Source organism: Saccharopolyspora spinosa NRRL 18395 (assembly GCF_000194155.1).
Classification (GTDB): Bacteria; Actinomycetota; Actinomycetes; order Mycobacteriales; family Pseudonocardiaceae; genus Saccharopolyspora; species Saccharopolyspora spinosa.
Map to the genome: position 1 here is coordinate 75,449 of NZ_GL877878.1, position 20,496 is coordinate 95,944.

The window sequence follows — 20,496 nt, forward strand, 5'->3', positions numbered from 1 at the left end:
AATCTCAGGGGTCTTCTCGCCGCGGGATCCCCGGCCGGTTCGCCACGGCGGGGCCGCCCTCGCGAGAAGACCCCGAGACCCGCGGCCGACACCGCTCGGTAGGCAACACCCTGGTCCTCTGTGGACGATTGTGTCGTCGGTCGCGGCGCGCCGCCGGACCGGCGTGCCGTAACCCTCCTGTCGTCCGCCCGGGTCGAAATCGTCCCGGGCGGTCCCCGAAGGAGCGCCAGCATGATCGCACTTGACAACATCCGTACCGATGCGCGCCTGCCGCTGCCCGCGCGGCTGAAGTTGTTGCTGGACCGGGAACTGGGCATGGGCAACTTCCTGGACCGCGCGGTGGCCAACAACCCCGCCCCGAACCGGGCGTTCCTCTTCGCCCAGCAGCCGGGCAACCCGGAAACCGCCCCCGAAGCCGACGTGGTGGCCTACAGCCTGGCCCGCCTGGTCGAAGTGCGCAACGCCTACGCCTCCTGGTACCACGCGCAAGGCGTCGGCAAGGGCGACGTGGTGGGCGTGCACGTCCCGGAAGGCGTCGACTCGTTCCTGCACTTCCTGGCATTGACGTCGCTCGGCGCGATCGCGGCGCTGGTCAACGGCCGGATGCCGGCGGAAGTCGCGGTCGAGTACCTCGGCCGGATCGGTGTGCTGGGCGTGGTGGCCGACGCGCCCCGCCTGGCTCGGTTGCGCGCCGCCGGACTGGACACCGAGCGGGGCGCGTTTCACACCGACCCGGCCGAACTGCCCACCACGCTCGCGGCCGACGCCAGCTACCCGGGCGTCTTCCCGTACGCCCACGATGACGACGACCTGGTGATGGTCTGCCACACCTCCGGCACCACCGGCCCGCCGAAGGCGGCCAGCTTCGGGCACCGCCAGTTCTTCCTCGGCAAGCGCCAGCGGTTGTGGAACTTCCCGGCAGCCGCCCGGAACCGGCTGCTCACCGCGCTGCCCCAATCACATTCGGCCGGTATCAGCTACCTGATGACGGCGACGCTGCTCGGCCTGCCCACGCTGGTGATGGCCGACACCACCGGCCCGGCGGTCCGGGCGGCGATGCGCCGGTTCCAGCCGACCATCGTCGCCGCGTTCCCGCAGACCTGGGCCGACCTGGCCGAGATCGGCCTGGAAGCGACGGGCGCGCAGCACGTGCACACGTGGATCAACACCGGCGATGCCGCGCACGAAGCGCACATCAAGGAGCTGATCGCGCACGGCCGGCGCCCCGGCTTGCTGCGATCGCGGCCGGGCAGCCGGTTCATCGACGGCCTCGGCTCCTCCGAGATGGGCATGGCGCTGTTCCGCAAGGTCAGCGAGCTGGGCAGCACCGACTACGGCCGCTGCGTGGGCACGCCGATCAAGGTGGTCCGCCGCGCCGTGGTCCTCGACGACGACGGCCGGGAGCTCGGGCCGGGACGCGCCGGCCGGCTGGGCGTGCTAACCCCCACGCGCACGCCGGGCTACTGGAACAACACCGGCGCGACGGTGAAGTCGTCCTTCGCGGGGTACTGGCTGACCGGCGACGTGGTCTACCGGGACGAACGCGGCCGGTTCATCCACCTCGACCGGGTGCCCGACGTGATCCGCACCGCGGACGGCCCGGTCTACAGCCTCCCGCTGGAAGAAGCGATCCTCGTGGGCTGCGCGTTCGTGGCGGACTGCTCGGTGATCGGGGTCCGCGACCCCGGCTCGCCCGACGCACAAGCGCCGCTGGCCGTGGTGCGCCTGCGCTCCGGCGCGGAGGAGGTGGCGGACCTGGCCGGTTCGATCAACGCGGTGCTCGCCGCCGCCGGACTGTCCGAAGTGCACGGTGTGGTGGTGGCCCGCGAGGACGCGGACTTCCCGACCGGGCCCACCGGCAAGATGCTCAAACGCCAACTCCGCGAACGCTTCGCCGACCACCTGACCGGAATCACCGCCTGACGATCCGCGAAGGACCGGGCAAGCCGCGATTTCCATTGAAATCGGAGGTCTGATTTCCATTGAAATCGAAGGTCTGATTTCCATTGAAATTGCGGAAGAACGTGGTTGGGCCGGTTCGGGAGGCTGAATCCGGACCCGAGCTCAACGTCAGTCACCAGGACATTCTTCGTAGGCCGGGCGGTTTCGCGTCCCGGCCCGAGACAGTGGAAAGGGAGTCATGAACGAACCCGGCTCGGCGGCGCCCTACGGCGTTCTCTCCGAAGGAGCGCAGGCGCCGCCCGCGGTCCGCATGTACGAAATGCTCTACAGCTCGCTGGTCAGCCAGCTGCTGATCGCGGTGGCCGAGCTCGGCGTGGCCGACGCGATCGGTGGGGAGCCGACGCACGTCGACGACATCGCCGCCCGCGTCGAGGCGGACTCCGACAGCCTCTACCGGGGGCTGCGCGCGCTGGCCAGCGTCGGGGTGTTCACCGAGGTCGAGCACCGGGTGTTCGACCTGACCCCGCTCGCGGCGACCCTGCGCAGCGACGTCGAGGGCTCCATGCGAGACCTGGCCCGCTACGTCGGACTGCCGGAGCGGCAGCACTCCTTTGGCGCGCTGGCCTACAGCCTGCGCAACGGCCGCCCGGCCTTCGAGCACGTCCACGGCCGCACCTGGTGGGCGCACTTCGCCGACCACCCCGAGCTGGCGACGCTGTTCAACAACGCGATGGGCAGCATGGCCCGGCTGGTGAACTCCGCGATGCTGCAGGCCTACGACCTCACCGGCGTGCGGCACGTCGTCGACGTCGCGGGCGGGCAGGGCCACCTCGTCGCCACCATCCTGGAGCACTACCCGGAGATGACGGCGGTGGTCTTCGACCTGCCGCGGGTGGTGCCGGAGGCCGAGGCGGTGCTGGCGGCCGCGGGCCTGTCGGATCGCGCGAAGTGCGTCGGCGGCGACTTCTTCGATTCGGTGCCGACCGGCGGCGACCTGTACGTGCTGTCCTGGACCATCCACGACTGGAAGGACGAGGACGCGATCAGCATCCTGCGCAACATCCGGGCGGCCATGCGGCCGGGCAGCCGGCTGATCGTGATCGACGAGGTGCTGCCGCCCGGCGACACCCCGCACTTCGGCAAGTTCGAGGACATCGTGATGCTGAGCCTGCTCCCCGGGCACGTCCGCACCGAGCCCGAGCTGGCGGCGCTGTTCGAGAAGGCGGGCCTGCGCCACGAGGAGACGCGGGCGACGAGCTCGCCGACGAGCGTGGTGGTGGCGGTCCCGGTCTGATCGACCGAACTCCTCGCGAGCACCCGTGCCCGGCCAGTTCCCCGGCCGGGCACGGGTGCGTTCGGGCCGAAAAGTGCTGCCACCGAGCGTTAGCCATCACGTGATCGCGTGATGTCTTTCGGTGCAAGTAGCTACACGATTGGCCGTAGCCGCCCGTGATCGGCGCGCCGGCCGCGACTCTGTGTCATCAGCGTCTACTCCATGAGGTCGACGTTGGTCCGGCCCATCCGCGGATCGCGACGGCGCAGGGGACCAAGTCACACTCGGAGGAGTTCGCATGAGCGCGTTATCGCGCCGCAATCTGCTCACCTGGACGGCTGCTCTCGGCGGTTCGGTCGCCGTGGCCTCCCGCACCGAAGCACTCGCGGCACCACCAGCCCCGCAGCAGCCGGTCGGCCCGGCGGCCGGCCCGGCCATCACCGTCGGCCCCACCGACGTCCGCTTCGCGGGCCTCACCCGGGGCCAGAACCAGCGTTTCGCGAGTAACCCCGAAAGCGTGTGCCTGCCCGTCACGACGGAGCAGGTGGTGGCCGCTGTCGGCGCCGCGGTGCGCCGCGGCAAGCGCGTCGCCGTGCGCAGCGGCGGGCACTGCTACGAGGACTTCGTCGACCACCCCGACGTGCGGGTCCTCATCGACATGACCCAGATGACCGCGATCGCCCACGACACCAGGATGAACGCGATCATGGTCGAGGCCGGCGCGGAGCTCGGCGACGTCTACGACACCCTCTACAAGCGCTGGGGCATCTGCCTGCCCGGCGGATCCTGCTACACCGTCGGCGTCGGTGGGCACGTCACCGGCAGCGGCTACGGGCCGCTGAGCCGCCGGCACGGCTACATCAGCGACCACGTGCACGCGGTGGAGGTCGTGGTGGTCGACGCCAGCGGGAAAGCGCGCGCGGTCGTCGCGACCCGGGCGGCCAACGACCCCAACCGGGAACTGTGGTGGGCGCACACCGGCGGCGGCGGTGGCGGTTTCGGCGTCGTGACCCGATTCTGGTTCCGCTCCCCGGACGCCACCGGCACCGACCCGGCGAAGCTGTTGCCGACGCCGCCGCGCGAGGCCTGGATCCACCGCCGCGAGTGGGCCTGGGACCAGATGACCCCGAAGCGGTTCGCCCGGCTGCTACGCAACTACGGCACCTGGCTGGAACGCAACAGCGGCCCGGACAGCCCCTACACCGGCCTGTTCTCCCGGCTGGAGCTGACCACCCGCGCCTACGGCCCGTTCCACCTGGTCGTGCAGATCGACGCGGGCCTGCCCAACGCCAAGCGGCTGCTGAACGACTTCCTCAACGCCGTCGGAGAGGGCGTCGGGGTGACGCCCACCGTCACCGACCACCGGAAGCTGCCGTGGCTGCACGCGACCGGCTGGCCCGGGATGTGGATGAGCAACCCGACCGACCGCTACAAGTACAAGTCCAGCTACCACCGCAAGGGCTTCACCGACGGGCAGATCGCCGCGCTGTACGAGCAGCTGACCAACACCGACTACGCCCAGCTGCCGTTCGTGGTGTCGATCGCGTCCTTCGGCGGAAAGGTGAACACCCTCCCCGCCGACGCGACCGCCAACCCGCACCGCGACTCGGTGATGAAGCTGCTGTGGGGCACGGCGTGGCAGGCGGCGGCCGACGACGACCGCCACGTGGGCTGGCACCAGCGGTTCTACCAGGCGGTCTACCGGGACACCGGCGGTGTCCCGGTGCCCAACGACGTCACCGACGGCTGCTTCATCAACTACTGCGACATCGACATCAGCGACCCGGCGTGGAACTCCTCGGGAGTGCCGTGGCACGACCTGTACTTCAAGGGGAACTACCCGCGCCTGCAGCAGGTGAAGAAGGCCTACGACCCGGGCGACGTCTTCAAGCACAGCCAGTCGATCCGCCTGCCCTGACAGATCCGGCGCGGCCACGGGTGGTGCCACCACCCGCGGCCGCGCCGCCGTTCCCAGGGGATCGCGTCGTCAGCGGTTCACCCGCGTTTCTCCCGCAACGCCAAGACGAACGCCCCCAGTGCCGCCGGGAGAACACCAGAACGGCGCCAGCCCGTCCTTGGTGTCCCGAACGGCGACTATGCCGTCTACCCTCAAGCGGGCGGCCCGTATTCGTCGAGGGCCCGCTGCACGAACAGCGATGCCGCGCCGAGGTAGTTCTGCGGGGTGAGTAGTTCTCGCACTGCTGCCTCGCTGAGATCGTCCGCATTGGACTCGCGGAGTTCGGGTGCGGCGGCCAGCAATTCGTCGAAGGCGCCGTGCCCGGCGGCGGCTTCGGCCGCGATGCGGGCCAGGACCTGCTTCGCGCGAGCCTTGCCCAAGGCGGGGGCGAGCGCGACGTTGACCCGCTCGGCGACGATCGCGCCTCCGGTCCGGTGCAGGTTTTCCAGCATTCTGTCCGGGAAAACCGTGAGCCCCTCCGCGAGTTCCGCCGCCGTGTGCGCTGCGCCGCCCGCTGCGCGCAGGCCGTCCCGCAGCGGTTGCCACTCGGCGTGCCAGGCCCCGGCCGGGCGTTCGTCCTCGGCGAGCATGCACTGGGCCAGCACCCCGGCTGCCGGGGCGACCTGCCGGGCCGCGGCCACGATCAGGGTCGACAGCACGGGATTGCGTTTCTGCGGCATCGCCGAGGAAGCCCCGCGCCCGGCCGGGCCGGGCTCGACGGCCTCGCCGACCTCGGTGCGGCACAAAACCTGAACGTCCACGGCGAACTTTCCCAAGGTTCCGGCGACGATGCTGAGCACCCAGCCGAGGTCCGCCAGCGGCACGCGCTGCGTGTGCCAGGGCAGGACCTGCACGGCCAGGCCGAGTTCGGCCGCCGTGGCCTCGACCAGCTCGGCCACGAGATCGGTCCCGGTGGCCTCCCGCGCGTAGGCCGCATACGCGGCTGCCGTGCCACCGGCGCCACCGATGGACACCGGTAGCCCTTGGGTGCGCAGCCGGTGCACGCGGCGGCGGGCCTCGCCGACTCCGGCCAGCCAGCCCGCCGCCTTGAGCCCGAACGTGGTGGGCACGGCGTGCTGCGTCAGAGTCCGGCCCGCAGTCGGCGTCTCCCGGTGCTGCTCCGCCAGCGACGCCAACGCAACCGCGCAACGGTCCAAACAGGACTCCAGTTCGGCGAGGGCCCGGCGGGCGACCAGCATGGTCGCGGTGTCCAGCACGTCCTGGCTGGTGCAGCCCCGGTGCACGTGGTCGGCGGCAGCCGGGTTCTCCGCAGCAACCAGGGAGGTCAGGGTCGACACGAGCGGCACCACCGGGTTGGCGGCCTCCCGCGCCTGCACGGCCAGCTCGCCGAGGTCGAACCGCTCGGGGCGTGCCACCGACTCGATCACCGGGACCGCTGATGCGGGAATCACCCCGAGCCGAGCCTGCACCCTGGCCAGCGCGACCTCTACCTCCAGCATCGCGCCGAGCCACGCGTCGTCGGAGGTCGCGGCGTGCACCGGGGTACCCGCCCATACCGGAGAGAGCAGGCCCGCATCCGAGCCGGTCGGAGTTCCGATCATCGAGCTGTTCCTCCCGTCTGGGCGACAGTTTCAATTGAAACTGTCGTCCGGCGTGCAAGGGTATCGGCAGTTTCAATTGAAACTGCGGTGTTCTAGCGCCCCGCGCTGGTCGGCAACCAGGCGAGCGGGTTGTGGTAGTCGGCGTACAGCCTCTGGGCAGGTGCGCTGCGGGGCACCGCGAGGCACGCCCGCGCGATGCTGTCCGCGTCGGAAAGGCTCACCGAGTTGACGCCGGGCCGCGCCCCGGCCGCGGTGACCCAGTGCACTGCCTCGGTCGGCACCCCGAAGGCGAAACGCCGCGGATGCGGGCGGCCGGCCGCGTCGATCAGGTGGTACGGGCGGCGCGTCACCGCGAGCCCACCGGTCCGGAAGGCGCCGTTCGGATCGGCGATCCGGTACGCCGCGCACTGCCCGGTCCGGTGCAGCCAGCGCAGCAGCGGATCGGCCGAGCGCCGCAGGTCCGGTTCGGGCAGCCGTGCCTCGATCAGCGTCCTCACCCGGACCGGGGGCGCCGCCACCCCGCGCGCGGAGACGGTGAACGAACCGTCGGCCGCCGACACCTGCATGCCGGGGCCGAGCACGTGCACCACGCCCGCCTCGATCAGCGCGATCAGCTCGGCGATCCGGCGGGCCGGCGGGCCGATCGACAGGAACGCGTTCTCGCCCGTGTACCAGCGCTGCACCTCCTCCCGGTAGGAACGGCCGGTGATCCCGCCGTGGTCGATGACCAGCCGGATCTCGTTGCGCAGGTCCCGGAGCACGTCCAGCGCCGCCTTCAGGGGCCCGGCGACGTTGCCCCGATCGGCCTCGGTGAGGTCGTGTTCGAGGTGCTCCAACAGCCAGCCGTGAAACTCGTCCCGGTCGGCGAAGACCCGCTCGCCGCAGGGGCGCGTCACCCGATCCCAGTCCCACCATTCTTCGGGCGGCACGGCGAAGCGGCGCAGCACCGCGCGTTCGGCGACCTCATCCCCGATGGCGCGCAGGTAGGCGTGGCGGAACGCGCGGGCAGTGCTGGCGCTGCGGTGCTGCCCGATCCAGGTCGTGTAGTACACCGCCCGGACCTCTTCGGACACCAACGGCCACACGTCGACGCGGAACGAGGGCGGAGTGCCTTCGGCGGCCTTCTGCTGGAGCCCGGCGATCACCTCCGGTGTCAGGAACAGCGGTTCGTGCCGCCCCGACACCCCCTTCTGGTTCTGCCCGCGCGCGTGGTACGGAACACCACGGCGGGAGCCGGCGAACAGCACCGGCTCGCGCCCGGACGGGAGGTACTGCAGCTTCCCGGAAACCGGCACGAACCGGCCGCCCCGGCCGGCGGTCAGCAGCGCCAGGTAGTCGAAGAAGTTCAAGCCCAACCCACGCAGCCCGATCGGCTCGCCCGGGCGGATCGACGAAAGGTCCACTTCGGACGGATTGCTCGGCGGCACGTAGCGCAGCCGGTGCCGCCGGGCGAACCCCGCCAGCTCCTGCTCCGCACCGGTCGATTCGGCATCAATGTGCCCCTGCGCGAGCACCACGGCGTCCGCCACCAGCTCAGCGCCGTCCGCGAGCCGAACGCGCTGGCGCTGCGCCTCATCGCGAATCGTGACCGCGGTGTCGCGGTGCAACCGCACCGTGACGTTGGGTGGCGCGGTCGCGATCACGTGGTCGAGGAACCAAGCGAGGTAACGACCGAAGACTGCGCGAGTCGGGTACTCGTCCGGCCCGAGCGGCTCCGCGTCCGGATCGGCGCTCGCCCACTCGTGCAGGCTCGGCCCGGGGCGGATCGGCCCATCGCAGTCGACGCTGTCGTCGGTGAAGGCGGTGACCTGCGAAGCCACCGTGTTCATCAGCAGCAGCGGGCTCTGCTCGGTCCACCACACCCGGCCGCCCGCCCCGACGAACGGGTCGACCAGGTCGACCTCGACGGGCACGGCCGGCCCGAGAAGTTCGCGGCAGTTGGCGCAGATCCGCTCCAGCACCGCAAGGCCACGCGGCCCCGCACCGATCACGCAGATCCGCATCGGAGTTTCCCTCGATCGCACGGCATCCTCAAATCTCCCGGCAGAACAACGTCGCACCGGCCGATTCAAGCCCGGCGGACCCCCGCCGCACAGCACGTCTTTCCGGGATATTGCGGGGCAAACCGGGCGGCCAACTCGACAATCACGTGTTCCCGCGATGCCGTCCGCCGCGGAGGTCGATTAGAAAGATGTTGCACGACAGAACGTTTCGTCCCGGCGCCGGTTCTGCCGCGCCCCTCGCGATGAGGTGTCGATGAAACCATTGGTGCAGAAGTACGGCGGCACCTCGCTGGGCACCGCCGAACACGTTCGCCGGGTCGCCGAGCGGATCGACGTCTCCCGGCAGACGGGCCGCCCCACGGTCGCGGTGGTATCGGCTCGCGGCGACACCACCGACCGACTGCTGGCCGACGCCAGGCAACTACACCCGCACCCCGCGCCGAGGGAAACCGACCAACTGCTGGCCACCGGTGAGGTGGCCTCGGCCGCCCTGGTGGCCACCGCGCTGCACCGGCGCGGCACCCGGGCCGTCTCGCTCACCGGCGCGCAGGCCGGCATCCGCACCACCGGGCCACACGGTGCGGCCCTGATCAAGAGCATCGACACCCGGGCGGTGCGGGCGCACCTCGAACGCGGCGCGGTCGTAGTCGTCGCCGGATTCCAGGGGATCGACGAGGCGGGGGAGCTGTTCACCCTCGGTCGCGGCGGATCGGACACGACGGCGGTGGCGTTCGCCGCCGAACTCGACGCCCGGTGCGAGATCTACACCGACGTCGACGCCGTCTACACCGCCGATCCCAGGCTGGTGCCGCGGGCGCGGCCGCTGCCCGAGATCGCTGCGCCGCTGATGGCGGAGATGGCTTTCGCCGGGGCACGCGTGCTGCACGCCCGCGCAGTGGAACTCGCCGCCGTCCGGGGCGTTCCGCTGCTGGTGGCGAGCGCCGTGGACGACCGGCCCGGCACGACGATCACCGGAGGGAGCCCAAACGGCATGCTGGAGAAGGAAGGATTCGTCACCGCGATCACGCACGACCCCGACATCGCCCGGTTCACCATCCGGCTGGACCCCGGCGACCCCGACCGGCCGCACCGGGCGCTGCGCGCCGTCGCGGAGCAGTCCATCCCGGTCGACCTGGTGACCTGGGCCGATGACCGACCGGCGCTGAGCTTCAGCATCACCGGCAACGCCGTCCACCAGGTGCGGCGGCACGTGGAACTCGCCGTGCCCGATGCCGATCACGACGTCTCCGTGCAGCGCGGACTGGGCAAGATCTCGTTGCTGGGCATGGGGATGCTCACCCGGCCCGAATACGCGGTGCGGGTGCTGAGCGCCCTGGCCGCGCTGGGCGTGCCCGCGAACTCCTTGCACACCAACCAGTTGCGCGTGTCGGTGCTGATCCCCGCCGAGCACACCGCCACGGTGGTGGCCGCACTGCACGACGAATTCGAACTGGACCGTCCCCGCCCCGATCCCGTCCCCACCTCGTGAACAGGAGGACCCGGTGTCCACCACACGATCGTTCGGCGCACAGCTGAGGCTCCGGCGGATGTCCCGCAACGGCGACGACCGCCTGCTCGTGGTGCCGATGGACCACTCCGTCACCGACGGCCCGTTACCAACGCCCGGCGGCCCGGGCGGCTTAGTGCCGACGTTGGCCGCCAGCGGAGTCGACGCCGTTGTGCTGCACAAGGGCGCGCTGCGCTACGTCGACCCGGCGGCCTTCACGAACATGTCGCTGATAGTGCACCTCAGCGCGAGCACGGCGCACGCGCCGGACCCCGATGCCAAGTACCTCGTCGCCAGCGTGGAAACCGCGCTGCGGTTGGGCGCCGACGCGGTGAGCGTGCACGTCAACCTGGGCTCGGCGGAAGAGCGCCAGCAGGTCGCCGACATGGCCGCCGTCGCCGAGGAAGCCGACCGCTGGAATCTGCCGCTGATGGCGATGATCTACCCGCGCGGCCCGCAGATCACCGACCCCCGCGACGTGCGGCTCATCTCGCACGCCGCCACCCTCGCGGCCGACCTGGGCGCGGACGTCGTCAAGACCGTCTACCCCGGCACGGTCGAGGACATGGCCGAGGTGGTGGAGTCCTGCGCCGCGCCGATCGTCGCCGCGGGTGGCCCGCGCGTCGACGACGAGGCGCAGGTGCTGGCCCACGTCGACGACGTGCTGCGCGCGGGCGCGGCCGGCGTGGCCTTGGGGCGCAACATCTTCCAGGCCCCGAACCCGGGGCAACGGGCCCGCCGGGTCGCGGCCCTGGTCCACCCCGCCCTGGAGTTCACCGACGACGGCCTGGTGCCGGAACTGGCCTACTGACCCGGCCCAGCCGCGCGGTCGATCGCCCGCGCGAAACCGAGTCACGCAACCTGAACAAGGAGCGAGCAATGAAACTGACGTGGTTGGACATCCGCGGTGTCGACGCCGAGATCAAGCCCGCCATCGTCGAGGAGGCAGTGCACCAGCGGGTCAGCGCCGTCGTGGCCGACGAGCCCGGCGAACTGGTCGACCTGCCGCCGACGGTGCGCAAGGTGCTCCTGCCGCGCGGCCCGCTGCCCGAGGACCTGGGACCGGCCGACGTGGTGATCGTCGACCCCCAGCGGCACGGCGACCCGGCGGTGCTGGCCGCCCGCCACCCGGGCGTCGAGTTCGGGCCATTCGTGGAGATCGTCGACGCGCCCACCCTGGAGGTCGCCTGCGAGGCGGCGCGCACCCAGCGGTGGAGCGTGCTGTGGTTCCGCGACCCCACCAAGATCCCGCTGGAGATCGTGCTCGCCGCGGCGGCCTCAGCCACCGGCAGCATCATCACGGTCGTCGAGGACGTGGAGGAGGCCGAGATCGTCTTCGGCGTCCTGGAACACGGCTCGGACGGCGTGCTGCTGCAACCGGAGAAGGTCGGCGACGCCACCGCGCTGGTCGCGGCCTCCGCGGGCGGCTCGCCCGACCTGGATCTGATTGAGCTGGAGGTGGTGCGCACCGCGCACGTCGGCATGGGCGAGCGGGCGTGCGTGGACACCTGCACCTACTTCGGCGAGGACGAAGGCATCCTGGTCGGCTCCCACTCCAAGGGCATGATCCTCTGCGTCAGTGAAACCCACCCGCTGCCGTACATGCCGACCCGCCCGTTCCGGGTCAACGCCGGGGCGATCCACTCCTACACCGTGTCCCACCAGGGCCGCACCAACTACCTGAGCGAGCTGAAGGCGGGCAGCAAGGTGCTCGCGGTGGACACCAAGGGCCGCACCCGCGTGGTCACGGTCGGCCGCGTCAAGATCGAGAGCCGCCCGCTGATCTCGATCGACGCGATCAGCGCCTCGGGCCAGCAGGTGAACCTGATCCTGCAGGACGACTGGCACGTCCGGGTGCTGGGACCGGGCGGCGTGGTGCTCAACAGCACGGAGCTCAAGCCCGGCGACCGCCTGCTCGGCTACCTGCCGGCGGAGGACCGCCACGTCGGGTACCCGATCAAGGAGTTCTGCCTGGAGAAATGACCCTAGGTGGCTGGTGTCGAACGGCCTCATTTTCACCGCAAGACCGATCCAGACAAATCGTGCAGGGCTGAGATCGTCATAGACGGCCGAAAAGACGGTCGTCGACCGAATCAGTCCACCCTGAGCCTCGAAGTTCGAGGCACTCACTTGGTACTCCCCGAAAAACACCAGCCACCTAGGTGGTTGATGGGGCCCTGGCCGCCGACCCGGCGGCGAGGGCCCCTTTGCTGCGCGGGCTGGGGCCGGGGCCGGGGCTGGGGTTGGGTTCTGGTGACAGGAAGGTTCCCATGCCCGCAATCGGCAGCGCACGTCTTAGTTGTGCACAACTTAGTTTCGCGTTACCTTGTCCGGGTGGATGAGTCGCGGTTGGCCTTGGACCGACAGGTCTGCTTCGCGCTTTACAGCGCTTCGCGAGCGTTCACCGGCACGTACCGGGCGCTCCTGGCGGAACTCGGGCTGACCTATCCGCAGTACCTCGTGATGCTGGTGCTCTGGGAGCGCGAGTCGGTGACGGTGAAGGAGCTCGGCGCCGCCCTGCGGCTCGACTCCGGCACGTTGTCGCCGTTGCTGAAGCGACTGGAGGCGCGCGGTCTGATCGTGCGCCAACGCAGCGTCATGGACGAGCGGTCCGTGGCCGTCGCGTTGACGGCGGACGGCTCGGAGCTGCGGGGGCAGGCTCGGTGCATCCCGGACCAGATGGTGTCCGCGACCGGGATGCGGGTCGACGAACTCATCCAGCTGAAGTCCACATTGGAACGCCTGACGGCCGCACTGGATTCGGCGGCCCAGCAACAGGCGGAAAGCAAGTAGGAGGCTCGACGATGACTGTGCTCTACACGGCAGAGGCGACGGCGACGGGTGCGGGTCGGGACGGGCGGACTCGGTCCTCGGACGGTGTCCTGGACCTCGACCTCGTGGTGCCGAAGGAACTGGGCGGCCCCGGCGGTGCGGCGACCAACCCCGAGCAGCTCTTCGCCGCCGGGTACGCGGCGTGCTTCCACAGCGCGCTCCAGCTGGTGGCGCGCCGCGCCCGGGTCGGCATCACCGATTCGTCGGTCACCGCCCAGGTCGGCATCGGCCGCAACGGTGACGGCGGCTTCGGCCTCAGCGTCGGCCTGGTCGTCGCCCTGCCGGGCGTGCCGCGCGAGCAGGCGCAGGAACTCGTCAACGCGGCGGACGAGGTCTGCCCGTATTCGAACGCGATCCGCGGCAACGTCGAGATCGAGCTGCGGGTCGCCTGACTCAGGCGAACAGCACGTAGATCAGGCCGGAGCACCCGGCGAGCACCGCCAAAGCGGCCACCGCCGCCGGTAGCGCGCCGCCGGGTAGCGGGGTCTCGGCGTGCAGCCCGCGTTCGATCCGGAGGTGCCGCCGCCAGGCGAGCCAGCTGATGGCGACCCCGAGCGGCAGGGTGAGCGCGCCGCAGACCGCCGCCGCGAGGTTGCTCTCGTGCGCGATGAGCCGCAGCAGCACCAGCATGCCGACGACGAAGGTGAGCGCGGTGCGCAACCACGCGAGCGTGGTCCGTTCGATCTGCAGCCCCGGATCCCAGGGACCGCCGGGGCGCTCCACGTCAGAACCCGGACACGAACAGCAGGAGGCAAGCGGCGATTCCGATCGCCCCGAGCCCGTAACCGATGACCGGCGCCAACCGCGGCGCGGGCAGCGGCCGACCGCGCCGCAAAGCTCGCTCGGTGGCCATCCAACGGGCGAAAGCCGTTGCGCTGCAAAGCACCCCGCCCAGCAGCAGCAGGAACGCCAGCGCCGTCCGCAGTGGACTCGCCTGGCCGGTGGCCGCGTTCAGGGCCTCGATGCCCACACCCCCGGCCATCAGGGCAAGTGCGGTGCGGATCCAGGCGAGGAAGGTGCGTTCGTTGGCGAGGGTGAACCTCGGGTCTGGGTCCGAGCCGTCCCGGTACAGCCGCCGTGGCCAGCGTGAATCGCGGTTTTCAGGGTCGGTCGACATGGGCTCACGGTAACCCTCCCGAACCGAGGGACGAGAGCCCTCGCCCCGTCGGTCATGGCCGGTGTCGGGCCCCGCACGCAGCGGGGCCCGACCGCGGCATCAGAAGGAGAACACCTTCCCGGTAGCGGCGCCGGCCACGCAGTCGTTCGGGAACGTCTTCTCGAAGGTGACCGGCTTGCCCTGCCATCTGCCCTTCGCCGAGAGCGTCACCGGTTTGTAGTTGAGCGGGCACGCGGATTGCTTGGTGGCGAGCTTCGTGAAGTCACCGTTGACGTCCGTCAGCGCCTGACACGCGTCATTCGCGTACGGATGCGATCCGCCGGTGGGCTCGCAGGTCAGGAACGCGGTCCTGATGTCCTCGCGCGCCTCGCCCCGGATCGACAGGTTCATCATGCTGCCGTGCGCCGACGACGCGGGTTCCGCGCTCGCGAGCGCCGGTGCCAACGCGGTGCCGACCAGAGCCGCGGCGGCGAGGCAGGTCCGGGCGATGAGCCGTTTTGCAGCCATCTCGTCATTCCTCCTGGGTGTTTGAGTGACGATTCGCTTCTCTTTATCGCCGAGGCCGAGCAAAACGCGGCAGATGCGACGGCGGATCACTGAAACGTGGTTCGCCCGAACAGGCTCTGATCACGACCTGTCACGAAAAGGCGTGGTCAGGAGGGAGAGGCAGTCGCCCACAAGCGGTGAGTTGCTCGATAAGGTGGTGGACCTTTCGGCGATCACTGGTCATTGTTGAGCAGGACCACGCGATGCCGGGCGGCCCCCCGGCATCCGCAATAGACAGGAGGCCCGATGGCGACGGTACCTGCGGGACCGGACAGCGCCACGGTGCGCAAGGCGGCGTTCGCCAGCGCGGTGGGCAACACCATCGAACTGTACGACTTTCTGATCTACGGCACCGCCGCGGCCGTGGTGTTCAACAAACTGTTCTTCCCGCCGGTGACCCGTGGGTCGGTACCCTGCTCGCGTTCGCCACGTTCGGCGTCGGCTTCCTGGCGCGACCGCTGGGAGCGGGCGTGATCGGCCATTTCGGCGACGTGGTCGGGCGCAAGCTGATGCTGGTCATCACGCTGAGCGTGACCGGCGTGTGCACCGCGGCGATCGGACTGCTGCCGACCTACCAGCAGGTCGGGATCTGGGCGCCGGTGATGCTCGTGGTGCTGCGGCTGGTGCAGGGCTTCTTCCTCGGCGGCGAACAGGGCGGCGCGGTGCTGATGGCCGTCGAACACGCGCCGCCGCACCGGCACGGCTGGTACGGGGGATGGACCTTCCTGGGTTCGCCGAGCGGCATGTTCCTGGCCACCGGCGCTTTCGCCGGCGCCACCGCGATCTCCGGGGACGCCTTCCTCACCTGGGGCTGGCGGGTTCCGTTCCTGGTGAGCCTGGTGCTGGTGGGAGTGGGCCTGTACGTGCGGCTGCGGCTGTCCGAAAGCCCCGAGTTCGCGAAGATCCGGCAACGCGGCGAGCGCGCCCGGCTGCCCGTCACCGAGGCGTTCTCCCACTCGTGGCGGCAGATCCTGCTGTCGGCCGGGGTGAACCTGGGGTTGGGCAGGTTTTCTTAGACCCTGTCATTGGAACAGCCCCCGGCAGCAGGCATACCGGGGGCTGTTCTCTGTGCTCGTGGTTCAGGCGCTGAACTTGTCTGCCTTCACCGCGTTGATGAAGTTGGCCCACTGCTTGCCGTTGGTCGTGAAGTATCCAGCGGCGCGATCTTTGGTGTCGCGGACTGCGGCGCCGTCACCGGCGCGGCCGACCTCGACACAGTTCGTCTGCGAACTGCTGTAGCTGGACTTACGCCACCCGTCGGGCATGCGCGGTATCGTCATGTTGTCGTCTCCAGTTCAGTGATGACATCGGCGATGAGCTTGGTTGTGTCGGCCGGGCTCATCGCCACACTTTTCACCTTATCGATGGCGTTTCGGTACGCATCGATGTCGTCGGGTTCGTGGAAGAACAGCCCAGCACGCCGGTTCTCGACGTGCACAATCGGCCGTTCCTCTTCGAAGTCGATCAGGACAAACGGACCTTCGAGCGCTGGCGTCCAACCCGCCGTCTCCGGAATGACGCGCAGGTCTACGTTGGACATCTCGGCCCAGGTCAGCAGGTGGTGCATTTGATCGAGCACCACGTCACGGCTGCCGATCTTCTGCCGAATTGCTGACTCGCCGACAAGCGCCACCAGGTGCGCCGGATTACGCCGCCGAGTCAGTACCTCGCGGCGCCCCACCCTGACAGCTACGCGAGTTTCGATTTCCGAGGTTGGTACATCGGCGGCCACCATGATGGCGCGGGCGTAATCCGCGGTCTGAAGCAAGCCAGGAATGAGCAGCGGTGCCACATCGCTGATGCGCTGGGCGCTGCGCTCGAACCCCAGCAGCGCAGCCATCTGCCGATCCCTGTCACCACTCTGCACTGACAACCAATGTGGGTCGTTGGTGCCTCGCGCCAGCTCCAGCAGCTCGGCGCGCTCTTGGCCGGTGACGCCGACGGCGGTCAGGAACGAGGCGACGTCCTCGGTATCGGGGCTGCGGCTCCCGCCTTCCCATCGCGAAATCGCACTGTGTGACATCTCCAGCTGAGCGGCCAGGGCACGCACGGTGAGACCGGCGGCTTGGCGAGCTTCGCGCAGACGCATGCCGAGTGCGCGTGCTTTGGGGGTGGTGCCGTTGGTGACAGCCATGCACCAAAGCATAGGCGATCTCAATCGGGTGCGATCTGTCCCCGATTGGAGCATTGCACGTCTGGTGACACAGGTGACACTCTGATGTCACCGCGTCACCAATGCATCAGCTGTGACTCAACTTACTAGGGGGAGTTATGGCCACCTATCGACCCCACCCGTTCAGCTGGACACCAGGCGGAAGCCTGCGGCACGCAACGGGCGACGAGTACCCGTCTGGCGGATGGCGTGACGACAAGGTCACGACGTTGTGCGGCCGGCCGATCCGCGTCGACACAAGCGAACTGGCGTGGCTTTGGGACACGTGCCCGGATTGCAACGCGGCGGCGCACGTGCTCGCCCAATGCCCCATGCCGCCGGCGGTGAGTGCGTGATGAACGCGCAGGTCCAACCGCAGCTGCACGAGTTGTTGGTGCGCGCCTCGGCCGTGCTGGAAGACCTCGCCGACGACGTGCGCGAGCAAACCGTGACCGACGAGCAGTACACCGAAACCGCGGCGCTGATGCACGAAATCGCCGAGCTGCTGCGAGACCAGAGCGCGACCTATGTTCCGCCGCGCGTGATCGACGGCGAGAGGAAAGGCTGATGATCGCCGCGTTGATTGCAAGCGGCCTGCTCGGGGTCGGCGGGCTCGCGGTGTGGGCGACGTTCTACTACGCCCCGGCACGGCACGCCGGTAGTGGCGAGGGTGCGTTGACGGTTGCCTATCTGGTCGCGCGGGTGGAGGCCGAGGCGCGCGGACATGGTCGGCATCGGCTCCGCGAGTCGCGCACCGTGCAGATGCGCGGAGATCTCGCCGATGCGCTCGCCCTCGAGGAAACCCGCCACCTGCCACTGGTCGAGACCGGGCTACCGATCGATGACCGCGAGGCGATGGCCGGTCATCCAGGAATGGTGCGCCGTCTCCTGGCCGCGCTACACAACCTCTCCCTCTGACTCGGTGGGGACGTCGCAGTCGCCCCACGGCCGATGTTCCCACCGCAACCACGTACCTGCGCCGTTACCGACCCCCGACGTCGTCTGACCATCCACCCCAACTCCCCGGCGCGGAACGGCCGACCGACCCGACACGGCGGCCGTAGCTGGGCCGACGAGAGGCAGTGCGCCGCAACCGGACCCGACCGCGCCGGGGCACCCGACCAGCGGTTCCCAGAGATGGGGGCGCATGGAAGAACGACAGTACGGAGAAAGGACGGGATCGTGACGACGTTCATTGCTGATCCGCTCGCCTCGGCAAGTGGCCGTTTCGCGGGTGCGCCGGACGCTGATGGTGATCTGTTGGAGGTTGTTGACGAGGCACTGCGGCCGTTCGGTCTGCGGGTGACTCAGGATCGCCCGTTGCCGGTGCGCCCGGAGTTCGATTACTGCCACACCCAGCAGGTGGCGGTGGACACGGACGGTTCGGGTGTGCCGTTGGTCGAGCGCATGGACAAGGACTGGAAGACCAAGGCCAGCAGCGACGGCGACGAAGGTCCGGAAGAGCACTACGACTGGGAAGAACTGTAAGCAATGACGGTTGTCATCTTCGCTGACGAGGCAGACGCCCCGGTGGACGCCGTGGTGCAAACCCTCACACAGCGAGGGGTGACGGTGTTCCGCGCCAACACGAGCTGGTTCCCGGACCGGCTCGTGCTTGACGCGGAACTCCGCGCTTCCCGTTGGGTAGGGCATCTGGCCACAGAGCACCGCAGCGTGGCGCTGGAGGACATCCGCTCGATCTGGTACTGCTCGCCGACTCCATTCCAGTTTTCGCCTGGAATGGCGCCGCAATGGCGAACCCACGCGGCGCGGGAAGCGAAGTTCGGCTTCGGCGGCGTGCTATCCACGCTGCCGGTGTTGTGGGTCAACCACCCGAACCGGGCGGCCGATGCGATGTACAAGCCGCTCCAACTGGTCACGGCCGCCGCATGCAACCTGACAGTGCCGGACACGTTGGTGACGAACGCGCCGACCGCGGTACGCCGCTTCGCCGAGAACGCCACGACCGGGGTGGTGCAGAAGTCGTTCGCGGCGAACACGCTGACCGAAGACGACAAGCTCAAGATCGCCTTTACCCGCAGGCTCGACGAGGCGGCGTTGCGTGATCTCGGTGGGATCGGCGTGACCGCCCACCAGATCCAGCATTGGGTCGACAAGGACTACGAGGCGCGGGTGGTCGTAGTCGGGGGGCAGGTGTTCACCATCGCCATTCACGCGGATTCCCCGGCCGCGTATGTGGACTGGCGCGCCGACTTCGACGCGCTGCGGTACGAGTGGGTACCCACGCCACCCGAGGTGGACACGGGCGTGCGGGCGTACATGGACGCCTTCGGTCTGGCCTATGCCGCGTTCGACTTCAGCGTGGACCACGCCGGGAACTGGGTGTTCCTCGAATCCAACGGGGCTGGCCGGTATGGATGGTTGGAAGCTCGGACCGGCGCGCCGATCACTGAGGCGCTTGCCGACCTTCTCCAGGCGGGAAAGGAAGGATCGACACGTGATCGACTGGAAGCCGAGAGCACGCGGCCTTGCGGACGAGCTGGTGCAGCAGGGCAAGCTCACGAGCCCCGAATCGCGGGCGGCGGTCGAGAGCACACCCCGGCATGAATTCGTTCCGGCGTACTACGTCCACGAAGGGGGCGGTTGGCAGCTGGCAGAGACCAGCACGCCGGCCGGTCGCGAGGCGTCGTTGAGCCGGGTGTATTCGAACGCGGTCCTGATCACTGCACTGTCCGAGAGCGATGCGGGGCAGGTGGTGCGGTCCTCGTCGTCACAGCCTGGGCTGATGACGCGAATGCTTGAAGCGCTCGATGTGCACGACGGACAGCGGGTGCTGGAAATCGGGACCGGCACCGGATACAACGCTGCGCTGTTGTCTCACCGCCTCGGCGACGACCAGGTGTTCAGCGTCGATGTCGACGGTGACCTGGTGGACGCGGCCCGCTCTCGCCTGGCCGCAATCGGCTACCAACCGACGTTGGTCACGGTCGATGGCGCGGGTGGTTTGCCGGAGCATGCCCCGTTCGACCGGATCATCGCGACCTGTTCGGTTCCCGCCGTGCCCTGGGCATGGGTCGAGCAGACCCGACCCGGCGGCCTGATCCTCACGGACGTGAAACCTGCGGTCAACGCGGGAAGCCTCGCGTTGCTGCGGCGAACGGATTCGGGCGCCGAAGGACGATTCGACCGGACCTACGCGGCGTTCATGGGGCTGCGGAAACAGGGCGAGGCATACACCAGCGTCTCCCGGCCACGCGACCGCTCCGATGCGGCGGAGCGCGCCACCACCGTCGCACCGGAAACTCTGCAGAACCTTGTCGTCTGGTTTCTCGCGGCGCTCGACATCGGGGCCGGCGTGTCCTGCGGCTACACCGGAAGCGATCCGGCGCAGGCCCCGACCGCCGCGTGGATCGCGACGGCCGACCAGTCCTGGGCGGAAATCGACCTGGAACCCGACGGCGGAGCGTACCGAGTCCGCGAAGGCGGACCCCGTCCACTGTGGAAGACCGTCGAAAACGCACATGCCACGTGGGTACAGCGTGATCAGCCCGGATGGGAACGGTTCGGGCTCACCGTGACACGCAACAGCCAATGGGTCTGGATCGATGACCCCGACGGTGCGCACTGCTGGCGGATACACACCTGACCCGGAAACGACGAACGCGCCCCGCACCCGGTGAAGGG

General features: G+C 69.5%; 22 protein-coding genes. 15 read left to right on the forward strand and 7 right to left on the reverse strand.

Annotated features, from left to right (window positions below; translation table 11 throughout):
* The first annotated feature begins 231 nt into the window (after positions 1-231).
* The 3 genes from SSPN_RS0100350 (at position 232) to SSPN_RS0100360 (ending at position 5,093) form a co-directional block, all read left to right on the forward strand.
* Positions 232-1,923 carry a class I adenylate-forming enzyme family protein gene (locus SSPN_RS0100350; protein WP_010304924.1) on the forward strand — a complete coding sequence of 564 codons (1,692 nt, stop codon included), beginning with the start codon at positions 232-234 and terminating at the stop codon, positions 1,921-1,923.
* 217 nt (positions 1,924-2,140) lie between these two features.
* The gene (locus SSPN_RS0100355; protein WP_010304927.1) at positions 2,141-3,196 is read left to right on the forward strand and encodes a methyltransferase; all 1,056 of its coding nucleotides are present in this window, start codon (positions 2,141-2,143) and stop codon (positions 3,194-3,196) included.
* A gap of 277 nt (positions 3,197-3,473) precedes the next feature.
* A complete protein-coding gene (locus SSPN_RS0100360; protein WP_010304929.1) occupies positions 3,474-5,093 on the forward strand; it encodes an FAD-binding oxidoreductase in 1,620 nt (539 codons plus the stop codon).
* A 191-nt stretch (positions 5,094-5,284) separates the two neighbouring features.
* Here the strand turns inward: SSPN_RS0100360 and SSPN_RS0100365 are convergent, their stop codons facing one another.
* Positions 5,285-6,694, reverse strand: a complete 1,410-nt coding sequence (locus SSPN_RS0100365; protein WP_010304931.1) for a class-II fumarase/aspartase family protein — start codon at positions 6,692-6,694, stop codon at positions 5,285-5,287.
* Positions 6,695-6,786: 92 nt separating this feature from the next.
* Positions 6,787-8,697 carry an FAD/NAD(P)-binding protein gene (locus SSPN_RS0100370; protein WP_010304933.1) on the reverse strand — a complete coding sequence of 637 codons (1,911 nt, stop codon included), beginning with the start codon at positions 8,695-8,697 and terminating at the stop codon, positions 6,787-6,789.
* A gap of 253 nt (positions 8,698-8,950) precedes the next feature.
* Between SSPN_RS0100370 and SSPN_RS0100375 the strand changes: the two genes are divergently transcribed.
* The 5 genes from SSPN_RS0100375 (at position 8,951) to SSPN_RS0100395 (ending at position 13,428) form a co-directional block, all read left to right on the forward strand.
* The gene (locus tag SSPN_RS0100375; RefSeq protein WP_029534806.1) at positions 8,951-10,186 is read left to right on the forward strand and encodes an aspartate kinase; all 1,236 of its coding nucleotides are present in this window, start codon (positions 8,951-8,953) and stop codon (positions 10,184-10,186) included.
* 13 nt (positions 10,187-10,199) lie between these two features.
* Positions 10,200-11,015: a 2-amino-3,7-dideoxy-D-threo-hept-6-ulosonate synthase gene (locus SSPN_RS0100380; RefSeq protein WP_010304936.1), complete on the forward strand. Its 816-nt coding sequence runs from the start codon at positions 10,200-10,202 to the stop codon at positions 11,013-11,015.
* 68 nt (positions 11,016-11,083) lie between these two features.
* Complete coding sequence (locus tag SSPN_RS0100385; protein ID WP_010304940.1) at positions 11,084-12,187, forward strand: 3-dehydroquinate synthase II; 1,104 nt, start codon at positions 11,084-11,086, stop codon at positions 12,185-12,187.
* A 366-nt stretch (positions 12,188-12,553) separates the two neighbouring features.
* Complete coding sequence (locus tag SSPN_RS0100390) at positions 12,554-12,997, forward strand: MarR family winged helix-turn-helix transcriptional regulator (RefSeq protein ID WP_010304943.1); 444 nt, start codon at positions 12,554-12,556, stop codon at positions 12,995-12,997.
* 11 nt (positions 12,998-13,008) lie between these two features.
* Positions 13,009-13,428, forward strand: coding sequence for an organic hydroperoxide resistance protein (locus SSPN_RS0100395; RefSeq protein WP_010304945.1), 420 nt, complete (start codon positions 13,009-13,011; stop codon positions 13,426-13,428).
* 1 nt (position 13,429) lies between these two features.
* Here SSPN_RS0100395 and SSPN_RS0100400 read toward each other — a convergent pair whose 3' ends face one another.
* The 3 genes from SSPN_RS0100400 to SSPN_RS0100410 all read right to left on the reverse strand — a co-directional run bounded on the left by SSPN_RS0100400 (position 13,430) and on the right by SSPN_RS0100410 (position 14,750).
* Positions 13,430-13,759: a DUF202 domain-containing protein gene (locus SSPN_RS0100400; RefSeq protein WP_010304948.1), complete on the reverse strand. Its 330-nt coding sequence runs from the start codon at positions 13,757-13,759 to the stop codon at positions 13,430-13,432.
* 1 nt (position 13,760) lies between these two features.
* Positions 13,761-14,153, reverse strand: coding sequence for a YidH family protein (locus SSPN_RS0100405; RefSeq protein ID WP_010304950.1), 393 nt, complete (start codon positions 14,151-14,153; stop codon positions 13,761-13,763).
* A gap of 99 nt (positions 14,154-14,252) precedes the next feature.
* A complete protein-coding gene (locus tag SSPN_RS0100410; protein ID WP_143539754.1) occupies positions 14,253-14,750 on the reverse strand; it encodes an SSI family serine proteinase inhibitor in 498 nt (165 codons plus the stop codon).
* Positions 14,751-14,945: 195 nt separating this feature from the next.
* On the opposite strand from SSPN_RS0100410, the gene SSPN_RS59015 reads away from it, so the two are divergent.
* Positions 14,946-15,173 (forward strand): hypothetical protein, encoded by a 228-nt coding sequence (locus SSPN_RS59015; RefSeq protein ID WP_010304954.1) that lies wholly within the window; start codon positions 14,946-14,948, stop codon positions 15,171-15,173.
* Positions 15,170-15,715: an MFS transporter gene (locus SSPN_RS41850; protein ID WP_010304955.1), complete on the forward strand. Its 546-nt coding sequence runs from the start codon at positions 15,170-15,172 to the stop codon at positions 15,713-15,715. Before SSPN_RS59015 ends, SSPN_RS41850 begins: the two co-directional genes overlap by 4 nt.
* A gap of 63 nt (positions 15,716-15,778) precedes the next feature.
* Here the strand turns inward: SSPN_RS41850 and SSPN_RS0100420 are convergent, their stop codons facing one another.
* A complete protein-coding gene (locus tag SSPN_RS0100420; protein ID WP_029534809.1) occupies positions 15,779-15,979 on the reverse strand; it encodes a DUF397 domain-containing protein in 201 nt (66 codons plus the stop codon).
* Positions 15,976-16,833, reverse strand: coding sequence for a helix-turn-helix domain-containing protein (locus SSPN_RS0100425; protein WP_010304959.1), 858 nt, complete (start codon positions 16,831-16,833; stop codon positions 15,976-15,978). The genes SSPN_RS0100420 and SSPN_RS0100425 overlap by 4 nt, the downstream gene beginning before the upstream one ends.
* Before the next feature lie 373 nt (positions 16,834-17,206).
* Here SSPN_RS0100425 and SSPN_RS0100430 point away from each other — a divergent pair, with 373 nt between their 5' ends.
* From SSPN_RS0100430 to SSPN_RS0100450, 5 genes are all read left to right on the forward strand, one after another.
* Positions 17,207-17,419: a hypothetical protein gene (locus SSPN_RS0100430; RefSeq protein WP_044572420.1), complete on the forward strand. Its 213-nt coding sequence runs from the start codon at positions 17,207-17,209 to the stop codon at positions 17,417-17,419.
* On the forward strand, positions 17,419-17,769 hold the full coding sequence (locus SSPN_RS0100435; RefSeq protein ID WP_010304963.1) for a hypothetical protein: 351 nt from the start codon (positions 17,419-17,421) through the stop codon (positions 17,767-17,769). The genes SSPN_RS0100430 and SSPN_RS0100435 overlap by 1 nt, the downstream gene beginning before the upstream one ends.
* Positions 17,770-18,033: 264 nt before the next feature.
* On the forward strand, positions 18,034-18,339 hold the full coding sequence (gene tgmA, locus SSPN_RS56335; RefSeq protein WP_010304966.1) for a putative ATP-grasp-modified RiPP: 306 nt from the start codon (positions 18,034-18,036) through the stop codon (positions 18,337-18,339).
* A 3-nt stretch (positions 18,340-18,342) separates the two neighbouring features.
* The gene (tgmB, locus tag SSPN_RS50160; RefSeq protein WP_010304968.1) at positions 18,343-19,419 is read left to right on the forward strand and encodes an ATP-grasp ribosomal peptide maturase; all 1,077 of its coding nucleotides are present in this window, start codon (positions 18,343-18,345) and stop codon (positions 19,417-19,419) included.
* Positions 19,310-20,458: a methyltransferase domain-containing protein gene (locus tag SSPN_RS0100450; RefSeq protein ID WP_029534811.1), complete on the forward strand. Its 1,149-nt coding sequence runs from the start codon at positions 19,310-19,312 to the stop codon at positions 20,456-20,458. The genes tgmB and SSPN_RS0100450 overlap by 110 nt, the downstream gene beginning before the upstream one ends.
* The last annotated feature ends 38 nt before the right edge of the window (positions 20,459-20,496 follow it).

What these genes read in the sequence shown, in the direction of transcription:
- SSPN_RS0100350 (WP_010304924.1), top strand. Translation starts at nt 232, where the DNA reads ATGATCGCACTTGACAACATCCGTACCGATGCGCGCCTGCCGCTGCCC.
- SSPN_RS0100355 (WP_010304927.1), top strand. Translation starts at nt 2,141, where the DNA reads ATGAACGAACCCGGCTCGGCGGCGCCCTACGGCGTTCTCTCCGAAGGA.
- SSPN_RS0100360 (WP_010304929.1), top strand. Translation starts at nt 3,474, where the DNA reads ATGAGCGCGTTATCGCGCCGCAATCTGCTCACCTGGACGGCTGCTCTC.
- SSPN_RS0100365 (WP_010304931.1), bottom strand. Translation starts at nt 6,694, where the DNA reads ATGATCGGAACTCCGACCGGCTCGGATGCGGGCCTGCTCTCTCCGGTA.
- SSPN_RS0100370 (WP_010304933.1), bottom strand. Translation starts at nt 8,697, where the DNA reads ATGCGGATCTGCGTGATCGGTGCGGGGCCGCGTGGCCTTGCGGTGCTG.
- SSPN_RS0100375 (WP_029534806.1), top strand. Translation starts at nt 8,951, where the DNA reads ATGAAACCATTGGTGCAGAAGTACGGCGGCACCTCGCTGGGCACCGCC.
- SSPN_RS0100385 (WP_010304940.1), top strand. Translation starts at nt 11,084, where the DNA reads ATGAAACTGACGTGGTTGGACATCCGCGGTGTCGACGCCGAGATCAAG.
- SSPN_RS0100395 (WP_010304945.1), top strand. Translation starts at nt 13,009, where the DNA reads ATGACTGTGCTCTACACGGCAGAGGCGACGGCGACGGGTGCGGGTCGG.
- SSPN_RS0100405 (WP_010304950.1), bottom strand. Translation starts at nt 14,153, where the DNA reads ATGTCGACCGACCCTGAAAACCGCGATTCACGCTGGCCACGGCGGCTG.
- SSPN_RS59015 (WP_010304954.1), top strand. Translation starts at nt 14,946, where the DNA reads ATGGCGACGGTACCTGCGGGACCGGACAGCGCCACGGTGCGCAAGGCG.
- SSPN_RS0100420 (WP_029534809.1), bottom strand. Translation starts at nt 15,979, where the DNA reads ATGACGATACCGCGCATGCCCGACGGGTGGCGTAAGTCCAGCTACAGC.
- SSPN_RS0100425 (WP_010304959.1), bottom strand. Translation starts at nt 16,833, where the DNA reads ATGGCTGTCACCAACGGCACCACCCCCAAAGCACGCGCACTCGGCATG.
- SSPN_RS0100430 (WP_044572420.1), top strand. Translation starts at nt 17,207, where the DNA reads ATGAACGCGCAGGTCCAACCGCAGCTGCACGAGTTGTTGGTGCGCGCC.
- SSPN_RS0100435 (WP_010304963.1), top strand. Translation starts at nt 17,419, where the DNA reads ATGATCGCCGCGTTGATTGCAAGCGGCCTGCTCGGGGTCGGCGGGCTC.
- tgmB (WP_010304968.1), top strand. Translation starts at nt 18,343, where the DNA reads ATGACGGTTGTCATCTTCGCTGACGAGGCAGACGCCCCGGTGGACGCC.